Here is a 15,590-nt window from a genome sequence, read left to right on the forward strand (position 1 = left end):
CGCCAAATAATGGCCATCGTTGATACGAGTAACAACACGGCAGTCCAGGACCTTTTCAACTCCAAGGTCAAGACCGCGACCGACACCAGCAGCGTCAATAGTGCCTCCAAGGCAGCGACGGGCAGCCAGTCGCTGGGCAAGGACGCGTTCCTGCAACTGCTCGTGACCCAACTGAAAAACCAGAACCCGCTGTCGCCGCAAGACAACGGTGCGTTCGTGGCCCAGTTGGCGCAGTTCAGCAGCCTGGAAGGCATCAACACCCTGAACGACTCGGTGAACAACATCTCGAGCAACTTCAGCTCGTCGCAAGCGTTGCAGGCGTCGTCGCTGGTAGGGCGTTCGATCATCACCCAGACCGACAAGGCTCTGGTGGACACCAGCAAGAGCATGACCGGTTCGGTAGCCGTGACTGCGGCGACAGGCAACGTCGCCATCAAGATCACCGACAAAGACGGCAACGTGGTGCGCACCATTGATATGGGCGCCCAGAGTGCAGGCAACTCCGACTTTATCTGGGATGGCAAGAACGACAACGGTGAGGTCGCCCCAGCGGGCACTTACACCTTCGCGGCCACCACCAAGAATGACAAGGGCGACGCGGTTGCCTTGGCAACTTCGCTGCCGGCAACGGTAACCAGCGTGACGTTGAGCAAGACCGGCGGCGAAATGCTGCTAAACCTTGCAGGCGGCATGGGCAGCGTCAAGCTGTCGCAAATCCAGACTATCGGTACATAGAGCCGGCTAAATACGGCAGAGGGAGAGAAACATGTCTTTTAATATCGGCCTTAGCGGCCTCTATGCGGCCAACAAACAACTGGACGTGACCGGCAACAACATCGCCAACGTCGCGACCACTGGCTTCAAGTCGTCCCGTGCGGAGTTTGCGGACATCTACGCCGCCTCCAAACTGGGCACCGGCCAGAACAGCATCGGCAACGGTGTGAACCTGGCGGCTGTGTCCCAGCAGTTCACCCAGGGTGACGTCAACAACAGCGGCGGCGTGCTGGACATGGCGATCCAGGGCGGTGGCTTCTTCGTTCAGAAGGGCAGCGACGGTTCGCTGGAATACACCCGCAGCGGTGCTTTCCGTGCCGACAAAGACGGCTATGTCACCAACAATACGGGCACTTCGCGCTTGCAAGGCTACGCCGCGGACGCGGACGGCAACATCGTCAAGGGCGGCTTGACCGACCTGCAACTGAACCTGTCGTACCTGCCGCCCAAGGCTTCAACCAAGGTGGACTCCACCAGTAACCTGAACTCGTCGTCGCCGGTGATCAACCAGACCACTAAGCCGTTCGATCCTACTGACACGAGCACCTTCACCACCCAGAACAGCACCACGTTGTACGACGCCCAGGGTAACTCCCACGAAATGGTGCAGTACATGGTGAAATCGGACGCCAACGAGTGGAAGGCCTACACGTTGATCGACGGCCGTAACCTGGATGGCACTAAGCCTACAACCACCGGCGCCACCGCCCCCGTGCCAGCGACCTACACCTTTGACGGTGCCGGTAAGCTTACGGGTGTCACCGGTACCGGTGTGGTCGGCACGACCCTGACGCTCACGGGTTGGGTGCCGGGTACGGTGACCAACGGTAATTGGGCGCCAAACGACGCTACAGCGCCGGATATTGCCGTCAACCTGGGTAACGTCACCCAGTACAACTCGGCCAGCTACCGCAACCCGCCGACCACCGATGGTTACGCGACCGGCCAGATCACCGGCCTGAAAATCGACGGTAGCGGCGTATTGTTCGCCACGTTCAGCAACCAGCAGAGCAAGGCCATCGGCCAGATCTCCCTGGCCAGCTTCAACAACGAACAAGGCCTGCAGCCATCGGGCGGCACCACGTGGAGAGAGACTTTCGCCTCGGGCCAGCCGGGTTACGACACCCCGCAAGCCGGTACCTTGGGTTCGATCGTGGCCAACTCCCTGGAGAACTCCAACGTCAACCTGACCAACGAGCTGGTGGACCTGATCAAGGCCCAGAGCAACTACCAGGCGAACGCCAAGACCATCTCCACCCAGAGCACCATCATGCAGACCATCATTCAGATGACGTGATGCTGCTGGTCAGACCCTGACGAAAAAAAACCCTCTACGAGGGTTTTTTTTTGCATTCATTTTGTTTGGCGTGATTTTTCATACAGTCCGTGTCCCTAGAGACCACTCGTTTTTACCGGAACGGCCGGCACAGTTTTCCCTACCAAGTAAACCGACAGTGGCTTACGGGTGGAGAAGTCTATGCAATGGGCTCAACAGGTAGCAGGCCAAGCGGCTCGGATTTCTTTTGGCGGCGGAAGCTACACATACGGCACTGAAAACACCAAGGACAACACTGAGGGTGCCGAGAGTCTGGATGCCGACAAGGCGGTCGTTTCTAAGATCCTGAAGGCGTTGGAGGAGGCTCAGAAAACGTCCAAGAGCCAAACCGTCCAGGATTTGCGTGACAAGCTCAATGAGGTACGCAAGAAGCTCGGCGAGGAGAGATTCAAGGAGGTTATTGAGGCGTTAAAGAAAGACGCGTCTGACAGTTGGCTCGCGTTCTTGAAGGCGCTTTTTCCGGAGCTGTTTACTGATGACGGATCTCCCTCTCCACCTGAGCCCATAAACATTGGTGGGGGCGGTGGGGGCGGTGGCGGTGGCGGCCGGGTGAACAGGGAGAATTTTGGTCCTTCCGACGCCATGAGCAACAAGCCCCTCACAGAGGGGGCGAATTACCATGATTACCAGCCCGATAAAAGTGTGCGTGGGAAAAAGCCGGATAACATTTGGAGTGGTTTCTCTCAGGGCTTCGAAGGCAATTGCACGACGGTGTCTTCAATAAAAGCAGCGATGCAGCACTTTGGTCAGGACCCTAAAGACATTTTCAAAAATGTTGAGTTAAAGGGAAATACCTATGAGGTGGAGATGCGTGATGGATTCAAACTCAAACTGACCAAAGATGAGCTGAGCATGGCTGCGCGAGAAGCGCGCTTCCAGGGTGATGACCCTACGTTAATGACCAACGCCAACTTTCTATACGCCGCGAGCGCCAAGCGTGCCCAGATGGAAGGGAACAGTGGCTCACCGGGAGAAAACGACAGAGATGCCACGAGAAGCTACACAGATGCGCTGATAAGCCTGAATGATGGTGAGCATTCCCGTGAAGGCTTGCACAGGCTTGGGCTGAAAAATCACTACAGGCCGGGCTTTCAAAGTGATTTCGAGCGGGGGATGGTGGGGACTTATGAAACGGATGCGCATTCCATGGCGGTGATTGGCAATCATAAGGAGCTATGGGGCAGGCGAGGTGGAGCTCCAGGACCGGGCATTTATACAGTGCTTTTCTAACGACCAAAAAAAACGCCGGCAAACCTAATCATGCTCAGGTTTGTCGGCGTTTTTCAGTTCCGGATCATCACGATCCGTAACCGCCTCAGCTTATTGGCAAGCTTCGCAATCCGGCTCGTCAATCGCACAAGCCTTTGGCACCGGGGCCGGGCCGGCTGGCGCGGCGAGTACCGAGTCATCACCGTGGTTGCCGCCGCTGGAAACTGCGTTCAGCTTGCCGGTGTTGATGGTCGACTTCTCGGTGCTGGTCGCGGCCAGGGCACGGAGGTAGTAAGTGGTTTTCAGGCCACGGTACCACGCCATACGGTAGGTCACGTCGAGCTTCTTGCCCGAAGCGCCGGCGATGTACAGGTTCAGGGACTGTGCCTGGTCGATCCATTTCTGGCGACGGCTGGCGGCGTCAACGATCCACTTGGTGTCCACTTCGAAGGCGGTCGCGTAGAGCTCTTTGAGTTCTTGCGGGATGCGCTCGATCTGCTGCACGGAACCGTCGTAGTACTTCAGGTCGTTGATCATGACCGAGTCCCACAGGCCGCGGGCTTTCAGGTCGCGAACCAGGTACGGGTTGATCACGGTGAATTCGCCCGACAGGTTCGATTTCACATACAGGTTCTGGTAGGTCGGTTCGATCGACTGCGATACGCCAGTGATGTTGGCGATGGTGGCGGTCGGTGCGATGGCCATGATGTTGGAGTTACGAATGCCTTTCTGCACACGGGCACGTACCGGCGCCCAGTCCAGGGATTCTTCCAGGTCAACGTCGATGTACTTCTGGCCACGTTGTTCGATCAGGATCTGTTGCGAATCCAGCGGCAGGATGCCTTTGGACCACAGCGAACCCTGGAACGTCTCGTAGGCGCCGCGCTCGTCAGCCAGGTCGCAGGAAGCCTGGATCGCGTAGTAGCTGACCGCTTCCATGGACTTGTCGGCGAACTCGACCGCCGCATCCGAACCGTAAGGAATGTGCTGCAGGTACAGCGCGTCCTGGAAGCCCATGATGCCAAGGCCGACCGGGCGGTGCTTGAAGTTGGAGTTCTGCGCCTGTGGCACCGAGTAGTAGTTGATGTCGATCACGTTATCGAGCATGCGTACGGCGGTGTTGACGGTGCGTTCCAGCTTGGCGGTGTCCAGCTTGCCGTTGACGATGTGGTTCGGCAGGTTGATCGAGCCCAGGTTGCAAACGGCGATCTCGTCCTTGTTGGTGTTCAAGGTGATCTCGGTGCACAGGTTCGAGCTGTGGACCACGCCCACGTGCTGCTGCGGGCTGCGCAGGTTGCACGGGTCTTTGAAGGTCAGCCATGGGTGGCCGGTTTCAAACAGCATGGAGAGCATTTTGCGCCACAGGTCTTTGGCCTGGATGGTCTTGAACAGCTTGATCTTGCCAGGGTACTGGGACAGGGCTTCGTAGTACTCGTAGCGCTCTTCGAAGGCCTTGCCGGTCAGGTCGTGCAGGTCCGGCACTTCGGAGGGCGAGAACAGGGTCCACTGGCCGTCATCGAAGACACGCTTCATGAACAGGTCAGGAATCCAGTTGGCGGTGTTCATGTCGTGGGTACGACGACGGTCATCACCGGTGTTCTTGCGCAGCTCGATGAACTCTTCAATGTCCATGTGCCAGGTTTCCAGGTAGGCACACACCGCGCCTTTGCGCTTGCCGCCCTGGTTGACCGCTACGGCGGTGTCGTTCACCACTTTCAGGAACGGCACAACGCCCTGGGACTTGCCGTTGGTGCCCTTGATGTACGAACCCAAGGCACGTACTGGCGTCCAGTCGTTGCCCAGGCCACCGGCGAATTTGGACAACATGGCGTTGTCGTGGATCGCGTGGTAGATGCCCGACAGGTCATCCGGCACGGTGGTCAGGTAGCAGCTCGACAGCTGTGGACGCAGGGTGCCGGCGTTGAACAGGGTTGGGGTCGACGACATGTAATCGAAGGACGACAGCAGGTTGTAGAACTCGATGGCACGGTCTTCTTTGTGCTTCTCTTCAATCGCCAGGCCCATGGCCACGCGCATGAAGAACACTTGCGGCAGTTCGAAACGGATACCGTCCTTGTGGATGAAGTAACGGTCGTACAGGGTTTGCAGGCCCAGGTACGTGAACTGCTGGTCGCGCTCGTGGTTGATCGCCTTGCCGAGTTTTTCCAGGTCGAAAGTGGCCAGGATCGGGTTCAGCAATTCGAATTCGATACCCTTGGCGATGTACGCCGGCAGGGCCTTGGCGTACAGGTCGGCCATTTCGTGGTGGGTAGCGCTGTCGGCGACACCGAGGAAGCCCAGGCCTTCGGCACGCAGGGTGTCCATCAGCAGGCGCGCGGTCACGAACGAGTAGTTCGGCTCACGTTCAACCAGGGTACGGGCGGTCATTACCAGGGCGGTATTGACGTCGGTCAGGGCCACGCCGTCGTACAGGTTCTTCAGGGTTTCGCGCTGGATCAGGTCACCGTCGACTTCTTCCAGGCCTTCGCAGGCCTCGGTGATGATGGTGTTCAGGCGGCCCAGGTCCAGCGGTGCAAATGTACCGTCGGCCAGGGTGATGCGGATCGATGGGTGCGCTTGTACGGCGGCTTCGTCGGCCGGAGCGCGCACGGCACGTTCCTTGGCACGCGAATCACGGTAGATCACGTAGTCACGGGCAACTTTTTGCTCGCCGGCACGCATCAGGGCCAGTTCGACCTGGTCCTGGATTTCTTCGATGTGGATGGTGCCGCCCGAGGGCATGCGACGCTTGAAGGTCGCGGTGACTTGTTCGGTCAGGCGGGCAACGGTGTCGTGGATGCGCGACGAAGCGGCAGCGGTGCCGCCTTCAACTGCAAGAAACGCTTTGGTGATCGCGACGGTGATTTTGTCATCGGTGTAAGGAACGACAGTGCCGTTACGCTTGATCACGCGCAATTGGCCAGGTGCAGTGGCGGACAGATCCAGGTTCGAATCAGCGGCCTGCGGCACGGAGCCCTGCGGGTTCTCGCGAGTTGTGTCGGTTTGCATGGGGGGTTGTCTCCACATTCTATATTTATTTGGGCACCATCTCGGTGCCCACCGTTCCGTCCTGAAGCACTTACAGCAGGCCTGGGCCTGGCATAACAACTTCGGGACAGGAGGAAGGGAGCTGTTCGCGCCGCTTCCATGCCGAAGTCTTCGGTTCGGGGCTGAAAAGCCCTTGGCCGTATTCCTGGTGGGTGACAGTTGCCAGGTTCAGACACTGCAACACCCGTACCGTTTTGCGCTGTAGGCGCTTGAAAACGGCTGCCATCCGCGTACGCGGTTTGGGCGTTCAAAAAATGCGTGGGTTCAACCAAACGAGTGCAAGAAAGGGCTTGAGTTTCTTGTCTGATCTGTGTTTGGTTTTTTCGCTCAAAACCCTACATGTAGGGTTTTTTTTGCGCCGGGCTACAAGATAATGCGTTTTGGGGGGCTTAGCAACGCACTACCTGTGGATAACGTTGTGGGTAAAATGTGTATGAAACGTGGAACACCCGTGTAGGCCGCATTGCTGCTGGATTCGGCCGTTTGTCACCGGATATTCCAAGATAAAAACAACGGGTTGGATTTTTGAGGGCGCGAACCCTATCACAAAAAAACGCGATCACCGAATGGATTTCCCGGCTTGTGTTTGGGGGTTGGGGCATGGCTACAATCGGCCATTGTTATGCCCTCAAAACATGACAAACAGGGTATGGCCAACGCAGTTTCTAATAACAACGAGGACCACCCGTGGAGCAAGAAGCCTGGCAAATACTGATCGTCGAGGACGACCAGCGACTGGCCGAACTGACCCGTGAGTATCTGGAGAGCAATGGCCTGCGGGTGTCAGTGGAAGGCGATGGCGCCCAGGCGGCCGCGCGTATCATCGCCGAGCAACCGGACCTGGTGATCCTGGACCTGATGCTGCCCGGCGAGGACGGCCTGAGCATTTGCCGCAAGGTGCGCGAGCGCTATGACGGCGTGATCCTGATGCTCACCGCGCGCACCGACGACATGGACCAGGTGATGGGCCTGGACATGGGCGCCGATGACTACGTGTGCAAACCCGTGCGCCCGCGTCTGTTGCTGGCGCGCATCCAGGCCCTGCTGCGGCGCAGCGAACCGGCGGAACCGCCTGCGGTAGAGAATCAGCGCCGCCTGCAATTTGGCCCTTTGGTGGTGGACAATGCCCTGCGCGAGGCTTGGTTGAATAATGACGGTATTGAGCTGACCAGTGCTGAATTCGACCTGCTCTGGCTGCTGGTGGCGAATGCCGGTCGCATCCTGTCCCGCGAAGAAATCTTCATCGCCTTGCGCGGCATCGGCTACGACGGCCAGGACCGTTCGATTGATGTGCGCATCTCGCGCATCCGCCCGAAAATCGGCGACGACCCGATCCACCCACGCCTGATCAAGACCGTCCGCAGCAAAGGCTATTTGTTCGTCCCCGAAGCCGCCGCCGACATGCCGCTGTGAATTCGATCTTCCTGCGTATCTACGGCGGCATGTGCGCAGCGCTGATTCTGGTGGCGCTGCTCGGCGTACTGGCCCTGCACCTGCTCAACGAGGTGCGCAGCGGCCAGTACCGCGAGCGCCTGGCCCATGGCACCTTTGCCTTGATGGGCGACAACCTGCAGCCCATGAGTCCCATCGAGCGCCAACGCGCCCTGGCGGTGTGGGAGCGTTTGCTGGGTATCCCGCTGGAGTTGCGCCCCCTGGCCGATGTGCACTTGGACTTGAGCCAGCGCAACAGCCTGCAACGTGGCCAAGTGCTGGTGCAACAGACGGGTCCTCACGCCGCGCGGGTGCTGCGATTGGTCAGTGCCCAGGAACCACTCGTGCTGGAGGGGGAGGTGCAGCAGATCAGCGAGCAACTGGCGCGCGCGACGATCTACCTGCTCGCCGACGAACTGGTGCGCTTCCCGGTGGCCGAACAGCCGCAGCGCCTGGCAGACATAAAAGAAGCCAAGGGTTTTGGCTTTGACATGCACCTGATGACCCTCGACCAGGCTGATATGGACGAGGACCAGCGCCGTCGCGTATCGGAAGGCGATACGGTGATGGCCCTGGGCAAGGGCGGCGATTCGATCCGCGTGTTTGCCGGCATGGTCGGCACGCCGTGGGTGCTGGAACTCGGTCCCCTGTATCAGATGAACCCTTATCCGGCGCAGTGGCTCATCCTGATCGCCTTGATCGGCCTGACCCTGATCGGTCTGATCGTCTATCTATTGGTGCGTCAGCTTGAACGCCGCTTGCGCGGCCTGGAAGCCGCCGCCACACGCATTGCCAAGGGCAACCTGGAAGTCCGCGTGCCGGCCCGTGGCGCTGACTCGGTGGGGCGCCTCGCTGCAGCGTTCAACGGCATGGCCGAGCACTTGCAGCAGTTGCTGGCGATCCAGCGTGAACTGGTGCGCGCGGTGTCCCACGAACTGCGCACGCCGGTGGCGCGTCTGCGTTTCGGCCTGGAGATGGTCGGCGATGCCACCACCCCCGAGGCACGGCGCAAATACCTCGAAGGCATGGACAGCGACATTCAGGACCTTGATGGCCTGGTCGATGAAATGCTCACTTATGCGCGCCTGGAACAGGGCTCGCCGGAGCTGAATTTCCAGCGAGTCGACCTGAATGCGCTGCTTGATCAGGTGATCGGCGAATTATCGCCACTGCGCCCGCAGATCAACGTGGCACGGGGTATCTGCCTGTCTTCGACGCATTGGGATGACGCCTGGGTCGACGCCGAGCCGCGTTATTTGCACCGTGCCCTGCAGAACCTGGTGAGCAATGCCATGCGCCACGCCCAAGGCCACGTGTTGATCAGTTATCAGGTGGGCCAGGTGCGCTGCCGTATCGACGTGGAAGACGACGGCCCCGGCGTGCCGGAAAGCGCTTGGGAGCGCATCTTCACGCCGTTCCTGCGCCTGGACGACAGCCGCACCCGCGCCTCGGGTGGGCATGGCCTGGGCTTATCGATTGTGCGTCGGATTATCTACTGGCACGGCGGCCGGGCGTTGATCAGCAAGAGCAACAATTTGGGTGGGGCGTGCTTCAGCTTGAGTTGGCCCAGGGATCAGGACAAACCCTGATACCGCTATCGCAGCGGTGCGGCGACCCGACAAGCCAGCTCCCACATTCGATCGAGTTCCAGCTTTGGAATGCACTCCAAATGTGGGAGCTGGCTTGCCTGCGATAGCGATCTATCAAGCGCGGATGGCTACCAGACTCAACAGTTGTCCATCACTCACCGCAAACTGCCCCACCAGCTCCTTGCCATGGCACCACTCACTGGAAAGATCCGTCAGCAACCGTAGCCGCAGCTGGCCCGACTCGGACCACTCCAGCAACTCCGCATGCTCAAAATAAAAACGTTTCTGCACAATCGGATAGAGCGCCTTGAACAGGCTTTCCTTGGCCGAAAACGTCAGCGTCACCAGCAAAGCGATCTGCTCTCGCGGGAGGGCGGCCATACGCCGCATTTCATCGGCCGTCAGGATTTCCCCGGCCAGCCGTTCAGCCCGCTCCAGCGTCAGCACATTCTCCAGGTCCATCCCAAGCCCACGCCATTGCGCCGTGTGCGCGACAATCGCAGCGGCGTGCCCGGTGCTGTGGGTGATGGAGCCACTGATGTGCGCGGGCCACACCGGTGCACGGTCTTCACCGATGGCTGGCACGCAATCGAGGTGATCGAGCTGTTGCAGTGCAGCGCGGGCGCACAGCCGGCCGGCCAGGAACTCGGCCTGACGCTTGGCCACTGAACGCTGGATGCTCGCGGGGGGCGGCACGGCACTGCGCTGGAAGTCGCCTGGCGCTAATAAGGCAGGGTCAAACCGGGTGCTGAGAAACACCGTGCCCGGCAAGGGATCGGGCAGCGGCCAATGGGCGTCGAGTGGAGTGCAGCAAGCGGGTAGGGAATTCATGGGCGGTATTTTGCCGAGTTGATGGGCAACAGGATAGCCCGCTGCGGTTCAGGTGCGGTTCAGAGCCTGTTCAGGGGGAGTTCAGGGGCGCCTGCGTAGTCTGGCCTAACAGCCAAAATGCGTGGAGGTAAGCACCATGAGTGCGATCAAAAAGCTGATGTTGGCGTTAACCATGCTCAGTGCCACCGCTGGGGTCCAGGCCGCTGATGGTGCCTTTGCCGCATTCGGCAAAGAAAAGACCCGAAAAACCAGCACCTTGATTCAGCGTGTCAGCCTCGAAGACGCTGGCAGCCAACCTACGCCCTGGGGCCAATCCCTTGGCCTTGTCACCCCGCAGCCGGCGTACCGCGCTGGCTATGAACACCTGACCGGTCAGTTCAATGGTATTAAACTGCGCCCGCAAGACCTGCAGGGCCGCTATGATATCCCTCTGTCGGACAGTTGATTTGCTTTGGAGAGCCTTATGAAATTGCTGGTGGTGGAAGATGAGGCGCTGCTGCGCCATCACCTGTTTACCCGCCTGACCGACAGCGGCCACGTGGTCGAGGCCGTGGCCAATGCCGAAGAGGCCCTCTACCAGACGGGCCAATTCAACCATGACCTGGCCATCATCGACCTGGGCCTGCCCGGCCTGGGTGGGCTGGACCTGATCCGCCAACTGCGTACCCAGGCCAAGACCTTCCCGATCCTGATCCTCACGGCTCGCGGCAACTGGCAGGACAAGGTCGAAGGGTTGGCTGCCGGCGCCGACGACTACTTGGTCAAGCCGTTCCAGTTTGAAGAGCTGGAAGCGCGGATGAACGCGTTGCTGCGTCGCTCCAGTGGTTTCACCCAGTCGACCATCGTGGCCGGGCCGTTGCTGCTGGACCTTAACCGCAAGCAAGCGTCCCTCGACGAACAGCCCCTGGCACTGACCGCCTACGAATACCGGATTCTCGAATACCTGATGCGCCACCACCAGCAAGTGGTCGCCAAGGACCGTTTGATGGAGCAGCTTTACCCCGATGACGACGAGCGTGATCCCAATGTCATCGAAGTGCTGGTCGGTCGCCTACGCCGTAAGCTGGAAGGCCCGGCCGGGTTCAAGCCGATCGACACCGTGCGTGGCCTGGGCTACCTCTTCAATGAGCGCTGCCGTTGATTCGCTCGTTACGCGTGCGCTTGATGCTGGCGGCCGCCACTCTGGCCGTGCTGTTTATGCTGGGTTTGTTGCCGGCCATGCAGGGGGCGTTCAGCCTGGCGTTGCAGGACTCCATCGAGCAGCGCTTGGCGTCGGACGTCACCACCCTGATTTCCGCCGCGCGGGTCGACAATAACCGCCTGCAGATGCCGGCGCAGTTGCCGGACGAACGTTTCAACCTCACCGACAGCCGCCTGCTCGGCTATATCTACGACCGCGAGGGCCACCTGGTGTGGCGTTCGCGGGCGACCAAGGAAGAGAACATCAACTACAAACCGCGCTACGACGGGCGCGGTAATGAATTTGCGCGAATTCGTGAGGCCAATGGTCAGGAATTCTTTGTGTATGACGTCGAGGTCAGGCTGCTGGGCGGCAAGAGCGCGGCGTTTAGTATCGTCGCCCTGCAACCGGTGCGTGAATACCAACTGACCCTCGAAGGCCTGCGCGAAAACCTCTACCTGGGCTTTGGTGCGGCGTTGCTGGTGTTGCTGACCTTGCTCTGGCTGGGCCTGACCTGGGGCTTGCAAGCCTTGCGGCGGCTTAGCCAGGAACTCGACCAGATCGAAGGCGGCACCCGAGAAAGCCTTAGTGAACAACACCCCCGCGAATTGCTGCGCCTCACCGGCTCCCTCAACCGTTTGCTGCACAGCGAACGTGAGCAACGTGCGCGCTACCGCGACTCCCTTGACGATTTGGCCCACAGCCTGAAAACCCCGCTGGCGGTGTTGCAGGGCGTGAGCGAAGACATGGCCCAGCGCCCGGAAGATCGCGACCAGGCCTGGGTTTTGCAGTCACAGATTGAGCGCATGAGCCAGCAGATCAGTTACCAGTTGCAACGCGCCAGCCTGCGCAAAAGCGGCCTGGTGCGCCACCAGGTACGCCTGGCGCCGGTGCTGCAAAGCCTGTGCGACACACTGGACAAGGTCTACCGCGACAAACGCGTCACCGTCTCCTTTGAACTGCCGGATGAATGCGACGTGCCCATCGAGAAGGGCGCCTTGCTGGAATTGCTCGGCAACCTGCTGGAAAACGCTTACCGCCTGTGTTTGAGCGAAGTGCGCATCAGCCTGGTGGAAAGCCTGGAGGGCAGTGAGCTGTGCATTGAGGATGACGGGCCGGGTGTGCCGGCGGACCAGCGTGCGCGGATTTTGCAACGGGGTGAACGGCTGGATCGCCAGCATCCCGGGCAGGGGATTGGGTTGGCGGTGGTCAAGGATATTATTGAAAGCTACGGCGCACGGTTGACCCTGGGGGATTCACCGTTGGGTGGCGCGGCATTCAAGATTCATTTTCCGGCCTTGTAATCTCTGTTGATTCCACTGGCCTCATCGCGGGCAAGCCCGGCTCCCACAGTGGATTGGGTTCACAAATCACTATGTGTTAACCCAATCCACTGTGGGAGCCGGGCTTGCCCGCGATGAGGCCCGCACAAGCAACACAGCTCTAACTCTCTTGCGCGCGATACGCCCCTGGCGTCAGCCCCGTCCACTTCTTGAACGCCCGATGAAACGCCGACGGCTCGGAAAACCCCAACTGCTCGGCAATCTCCTGCAATGACAAATCCGCTCGGCCCAAATGATAAATGGCGATGTCCCGCCGCAGCTCATCCTTGAGAGCCTGAAAACTGGTGCCTTCTTCGCGTAAATGCCTGCGCAGGGTCTGCGGGCTGATGTGCAGGTGCTGGGCGACGGCTTCCAAGTCCGGCCAGGGCGTGCGGTCGCGGCTGAGCAAGCGGCGTAGCTGACTGCTCAAGCTATCGCCTTCATCTGGCCGAGAGAGCAAGTCGGCGGGTGAGCGCTCCAAAAAGTGCTTGAGTGTGCGCTCATCCTGCAGCAGCGGCAGGTTCAGGTAGCGCGCGGGAAACACGAGGCTACTGTTCGGCGCACCGAATACCTGGGCACAGGGAAACAGCAGGTCATATTCGCCGGCGTGAGCCGGCGTCGGATAACTGAAGGTGGCCTGGTGCAGCCGAATCCGTTGGCCGATCAGCCAGCTGCCCAGGCGATGCCAGATCACCAGCAGGCATTCGCTGAGGAAGTGATCCGGGTCCCACAACTGCGAGTCGTCCAGACTCAAGCGGGCCATTTCGCCTTCACGTGTCAGCTGCCAGCGCGGGCCTTGTGGGAATAGGCTATAAAATAATAAGCCGCGTTCCAGGGCTTTCTCCAAGGTGCGGCAGTGGATCAGCGCGTGGCACATCATCGCGAAGGTGCCGCGTTTGCTTGGGCCGTCGGCGAACCCAAGATATTCATCGTCAAGCGCCAGCCAGAGCATTTGCAGCAACCGGGCGAATTGCTCCGGCGCGATACGGGCGCGGGGTTCGGTGAGCAGCTCCGGCGTGATGCCCACCTGGTCCAGCAGCCCCGAATAGTCGTAACCGTCCCGACGCGCCCCGCCGAGAGCAGCGCGGGCGAAATGACTGGCGATGGTACGTTCACGCATGCGAAGGCCTCGTCCATGGAGTCGCGGATGGTAGCCAGCGCTGGAGAGGGTCACAAGGCGGATATCCGCCAAATTGTAGGACGGGATTGGGTGAGGGGGCGGAAATCCGCCACTTGCTTATGCGCTTGGGAGGATGCCAGGAAGTCCCAAGCCCTGATGCCTAAAGGCCTTTGCGGATTTTAAGAGAAGTGGCACGGCGTTTGCGATAAGGACTACAGCGCAGGCTTGTTTCTACAGGGCTCGCAAACAACAAATCCCTCCAGTGCAGGAGGGTTCGCAATTCAAGTGTCGTGGGCAATGGCGGATATTTGCCACACGGGACGATTGAGGAACTTTGCAATGACGACTCGTCAGCCAATCTACAAATCCCTGTACTTCCAGGTGATCGTCGCAATCGTTATCGGTATTTTGCTCGGTCACTTCTACCCGCAGACCGGCGTGGCCCTCAAGCCACTGGGTGACGGGTTCATCAAACTGATCAAAATGGTCATCGCCCCGATCATCTTCTGCACCGTTGTCAGCGGCATCGCTGGCATGCAAAGCATGAAATCGGTGGGCAAAACCGGCGGCTACGCGCTGCTGTACTTCGAAATCGTTTCTACCGTCGCTCTGCTGATCGGCCTGATCGTGGTCAACGTTGTGCAACCGGGCGCCGGCATGCACATCGACGTAGCGACCCTGGACGCTTCCAAAGTCGCGGCCTACGTCACTGCCGGTAAAGACCAGAGCATCGTTGGCTTTATCCTCAACGTCATCCCGAACACCATCGTCGGCGCCTTCGCCAACGGCGACATCCTGCAAGTGCTGATGTTCTCGGTGATCTTCGGTTTCGCCCTGCATCGCCTGGGTGCCTACGGCAAGCCAGTGCTGGACTTCATCGATCGCTTCGCCCACGTGATGTTCAATATCATCAACATGATCATGAAGCTCGCGCCAATCGGTGCCCTGGGCGCCATGGCGTTCACCATCGGTGCCTACGGCGTAGGTTCCCTGGTGCAACTGGGTCAGTTGATGATCTGCTTCTACATCACCTGCCTGCTGTTCGTGCTGGTGGTGCTGGGTGGCATCTGCCGCGCTCACGGCTTCAGCGTGATCAAACTGATCCGCTACATCCGTGAAGAGTTGCTGATCGTACTGGGTACTTCGTCTTCCGAATCCGCACTGCCACGCATGCTGATCAAGATGGAGCGTCTGGGCGCGAAGAAATCCGTAGTCGGCCTGGTGATCCCGACGGGCTACTCGTTCAACCTCGACGGTACGTCGATCTACCTGACCATGGCTGCCGTGTTCATCGCCCAGGCGACTGACACCCACATGGACATCACCCACCAGATCACCCTGTTGCTGGTGCTGCTGCTGTCTTCCAAAGGCGCTGCTGGCGTGACTGGTTCGGGCTTTATCGTCCTGGCTGCGACCCTGTCGGCTGTAGGCCACCTGCCTGTTGCAGGCCTGGCGCTGATCCTGGGTATCGACCGCTTCATGTCCGAAGCTCGCGCGCTGACCAACCTGGTGGGTAACGCTGTTGCAACCATCGTTGTGGCCAAGTGGGTCAAGGAACTGGACACCGACAAGCTGCAAAGCGAGCTGGCGTCCGGCGGTACCGGTATCTCGGAAACGCGCGAGCTGGATGACCTGGGCGTGGCCGAAGGCCCTGCACCTGTCGTCAAGTAAACTGCTGATGGCGTGAACTAACGCCGACCGCAACGCACAAACGCCCCGACTGGTTCGGGGCGTTTGCGTTTCTGGCGCG

General features: G+C 59.8%; 12 protein-coding genes. 9 read left to right on the top strand and 3 right to left on the bottom strand.

Annotated features, from left to right (window positions below):
- Positions 1-9: 9 nt before the first annotated feature.
- The 3 genes from flgD to JBO08_RS14930 all read left to right on the top strand — a co-directional run bounded on the left by flgD (position 10) and on the right by JBO08_RS14930 (position 3,340).
- The gene (flgD, locus tag JBO08_RS14920; protein ID WP_065873986.1) at positions 10-735 is read left to right on the top strand and encodes a flagellar hook assembly protein FlgD; all 726 of its coding nucleotides are present in this window, start codon (positions 10-12) and stop codon (positions 733-735) included.
- Positions 736-766: 31 nt separating this feature from the next.
- On the top strand, positions 767-2,071 hold the full coding sequence (gene flgE / locus JBO08_RS14925; protein ID WP_065873985.1) for a flagellar hook protein FlgE: 1,305 nt from the start codon (positions 767-769) through the stop codon (positions 2,069-2,071).
- A gap of 180 nt (positions 2,072-2,251) precedes the next feature.
- Complete coding sequence (locus JBO08_RS14930) at positions 2,252-3,340, top strand: hypothetical protein (protein WP_065909257.1); 1,089 nt, start codon at positions 2,252-2,254, stop codon at positions 3,338-3,340.
- A gap of 90 nt (positions 3,341-3,430) precedes the next feature.
- On the opposite strand, the gene JBO08_RS14935 is transcribed toward JBO08_RS14930, so the two are convergent.
- On the bottom strand, positions 3,431-6,328 hold the full coding sequence (locus JBO08_RS14935) for a ribonucleoside-diphosphate reductase subunit alpha (RefSeq protein ID WP_065873983.1): 2,898 nt from the start codon (positions 6,326-6,328) through the stop codon (positions 3,431-3,433).
- 726 nt (positions 6,329-7,054) lie between these two features.
- Here JBO08_RS14935 and JBO08_RS14940 point away from each other — a divergent pair.
- Positions 7,055-7,780, top strand: coding sequence for a response regulator (locus JBO08_RS14940; RefSeq protein WP_065873982.1), 726 nt, complete (start codon positions 7,055-7,057; stop codon positions 7,778-7,780).
- Positions 7,777-9,387, top strand: coding sequence for an ATP-binding protein (locus tag JBO08_RS14945; protein WP_065881337.1), 1,611 nt, complete (start codon positions 7,777-7,779; stop codon positions 9,385-9,387). The genes JBO08_RS14940 and JBO08_RS14945 overlap by 4 nt, the downstream gene beginning before the upstream one ends.
- 114 nt (positions 9,388-9,501) lie before the next feature.
- Here the strand turns inward: JBO08_RS14945 and JBO08_RS14950 are convergent, their stop codons facing one another.
- The gene (locus tag JBO08_RS14950; protein ID WP_065873980.1) at positions 9,502-10,218 is read right to left on the bottom strand and encodes a 4'-phosphopantetheinyl transferase; all 717 of its coding nucleotides are present in this window, start codon (positions 10,216-10,218) and stop codon (positions 9,502-9,504) included.
- A gap of 136 nt (positions 10,219-10,354) precedes the next feature.
- On the opposite strand from JBO08_RS14950, the gene JBO08_RS14955 reads away from it, so the two are divergent.
- Genes JBO08_RS14955 through JBO08_RS14965 form a run of 3 tightly spaced genes read left to right on the top strand, consistent with a single transcriptional unit; the run spans position 10,355 to position 12,702 of the window.
- On the top strand, positions 10,355-10,663 hold the full coding sequence (locus tag JBO08_RS14955) for a hypothetical protein (protein ID WP_065873979.1): 309 nt from the start codon (positions 10,355-10,357) through the stop codon (positions 10,661-10,663).
- Positions 10,664-10,681: 18 nt separating this feature from the next.
- The gene (locus JBO08_RS14960; protein WP_049711914.1) at positions 10,682-11,359 is read left to right on the top strand and encodes a response regulator; all 678 of its coding nucleotides are present in this window, start codon (positions 10,682-10,684) and stop codon (positions 11,357-11,359) included.
- Positions 11,356-12,702: an ATP-binding protein gene (locus JBO08_RS14965; RefSeq protein ID WP_065873978.1), complete on the top strand. Its 1,347-nt coding sequence runs from the start codon at positions 11,356-11,358 to the stop codon at positions 12,700-12,702. Before JBO08_RS14960 ends, JBO08_RS14965 begins: the two co-directional genes overlap by 4 nt.
- Before the next feature lie 139 nt (positions 12,703-12,841).
- Here JBO08_RS14965 and JBO08_RS14970 read toward each other — a convergent pair whose 3' ends face one another.
- Positions 12,842-13,840, bottom strand: a complete 999-nt coding sequence (locus tag JBO08_RS14970) for an AraC family transcriptional regulator (protein ID WP_065873977.1) — start codon at positions 13,838-13,840, stop codon at positions 12,842-12,844.
- A gap of 339 nt (positions 13,841-14,179) precedes the next feature.
- Between JBO08_RS14970 and JBO08_RS14975 the strand changes: the two genes are divergently transcribed.
- Entirely contained in the window at positions 14,180-15,511 is a 1,332-nt protein-coding gene (locus tag JBO08_RS14975) for a dicarboxylate/amino acid:cation symporter (protein WP_065873976.1), read from the top strand.
- Positions 15,512-15,590: the final 79 nt, after the last annotated feature.

It is taken from the genome of Pseudomonas sp. LAP_36, assembly GCF_019456785.1.
In the GTDB taxonomy this organism is placed as follows: domain Bacteria; phylum Pseudomonadota; class Gammaproteobacteria; order Pseudomonadales; family Pseudomonadaceae; genus Aquipseudomonas; species Aquipseudomonas tritici.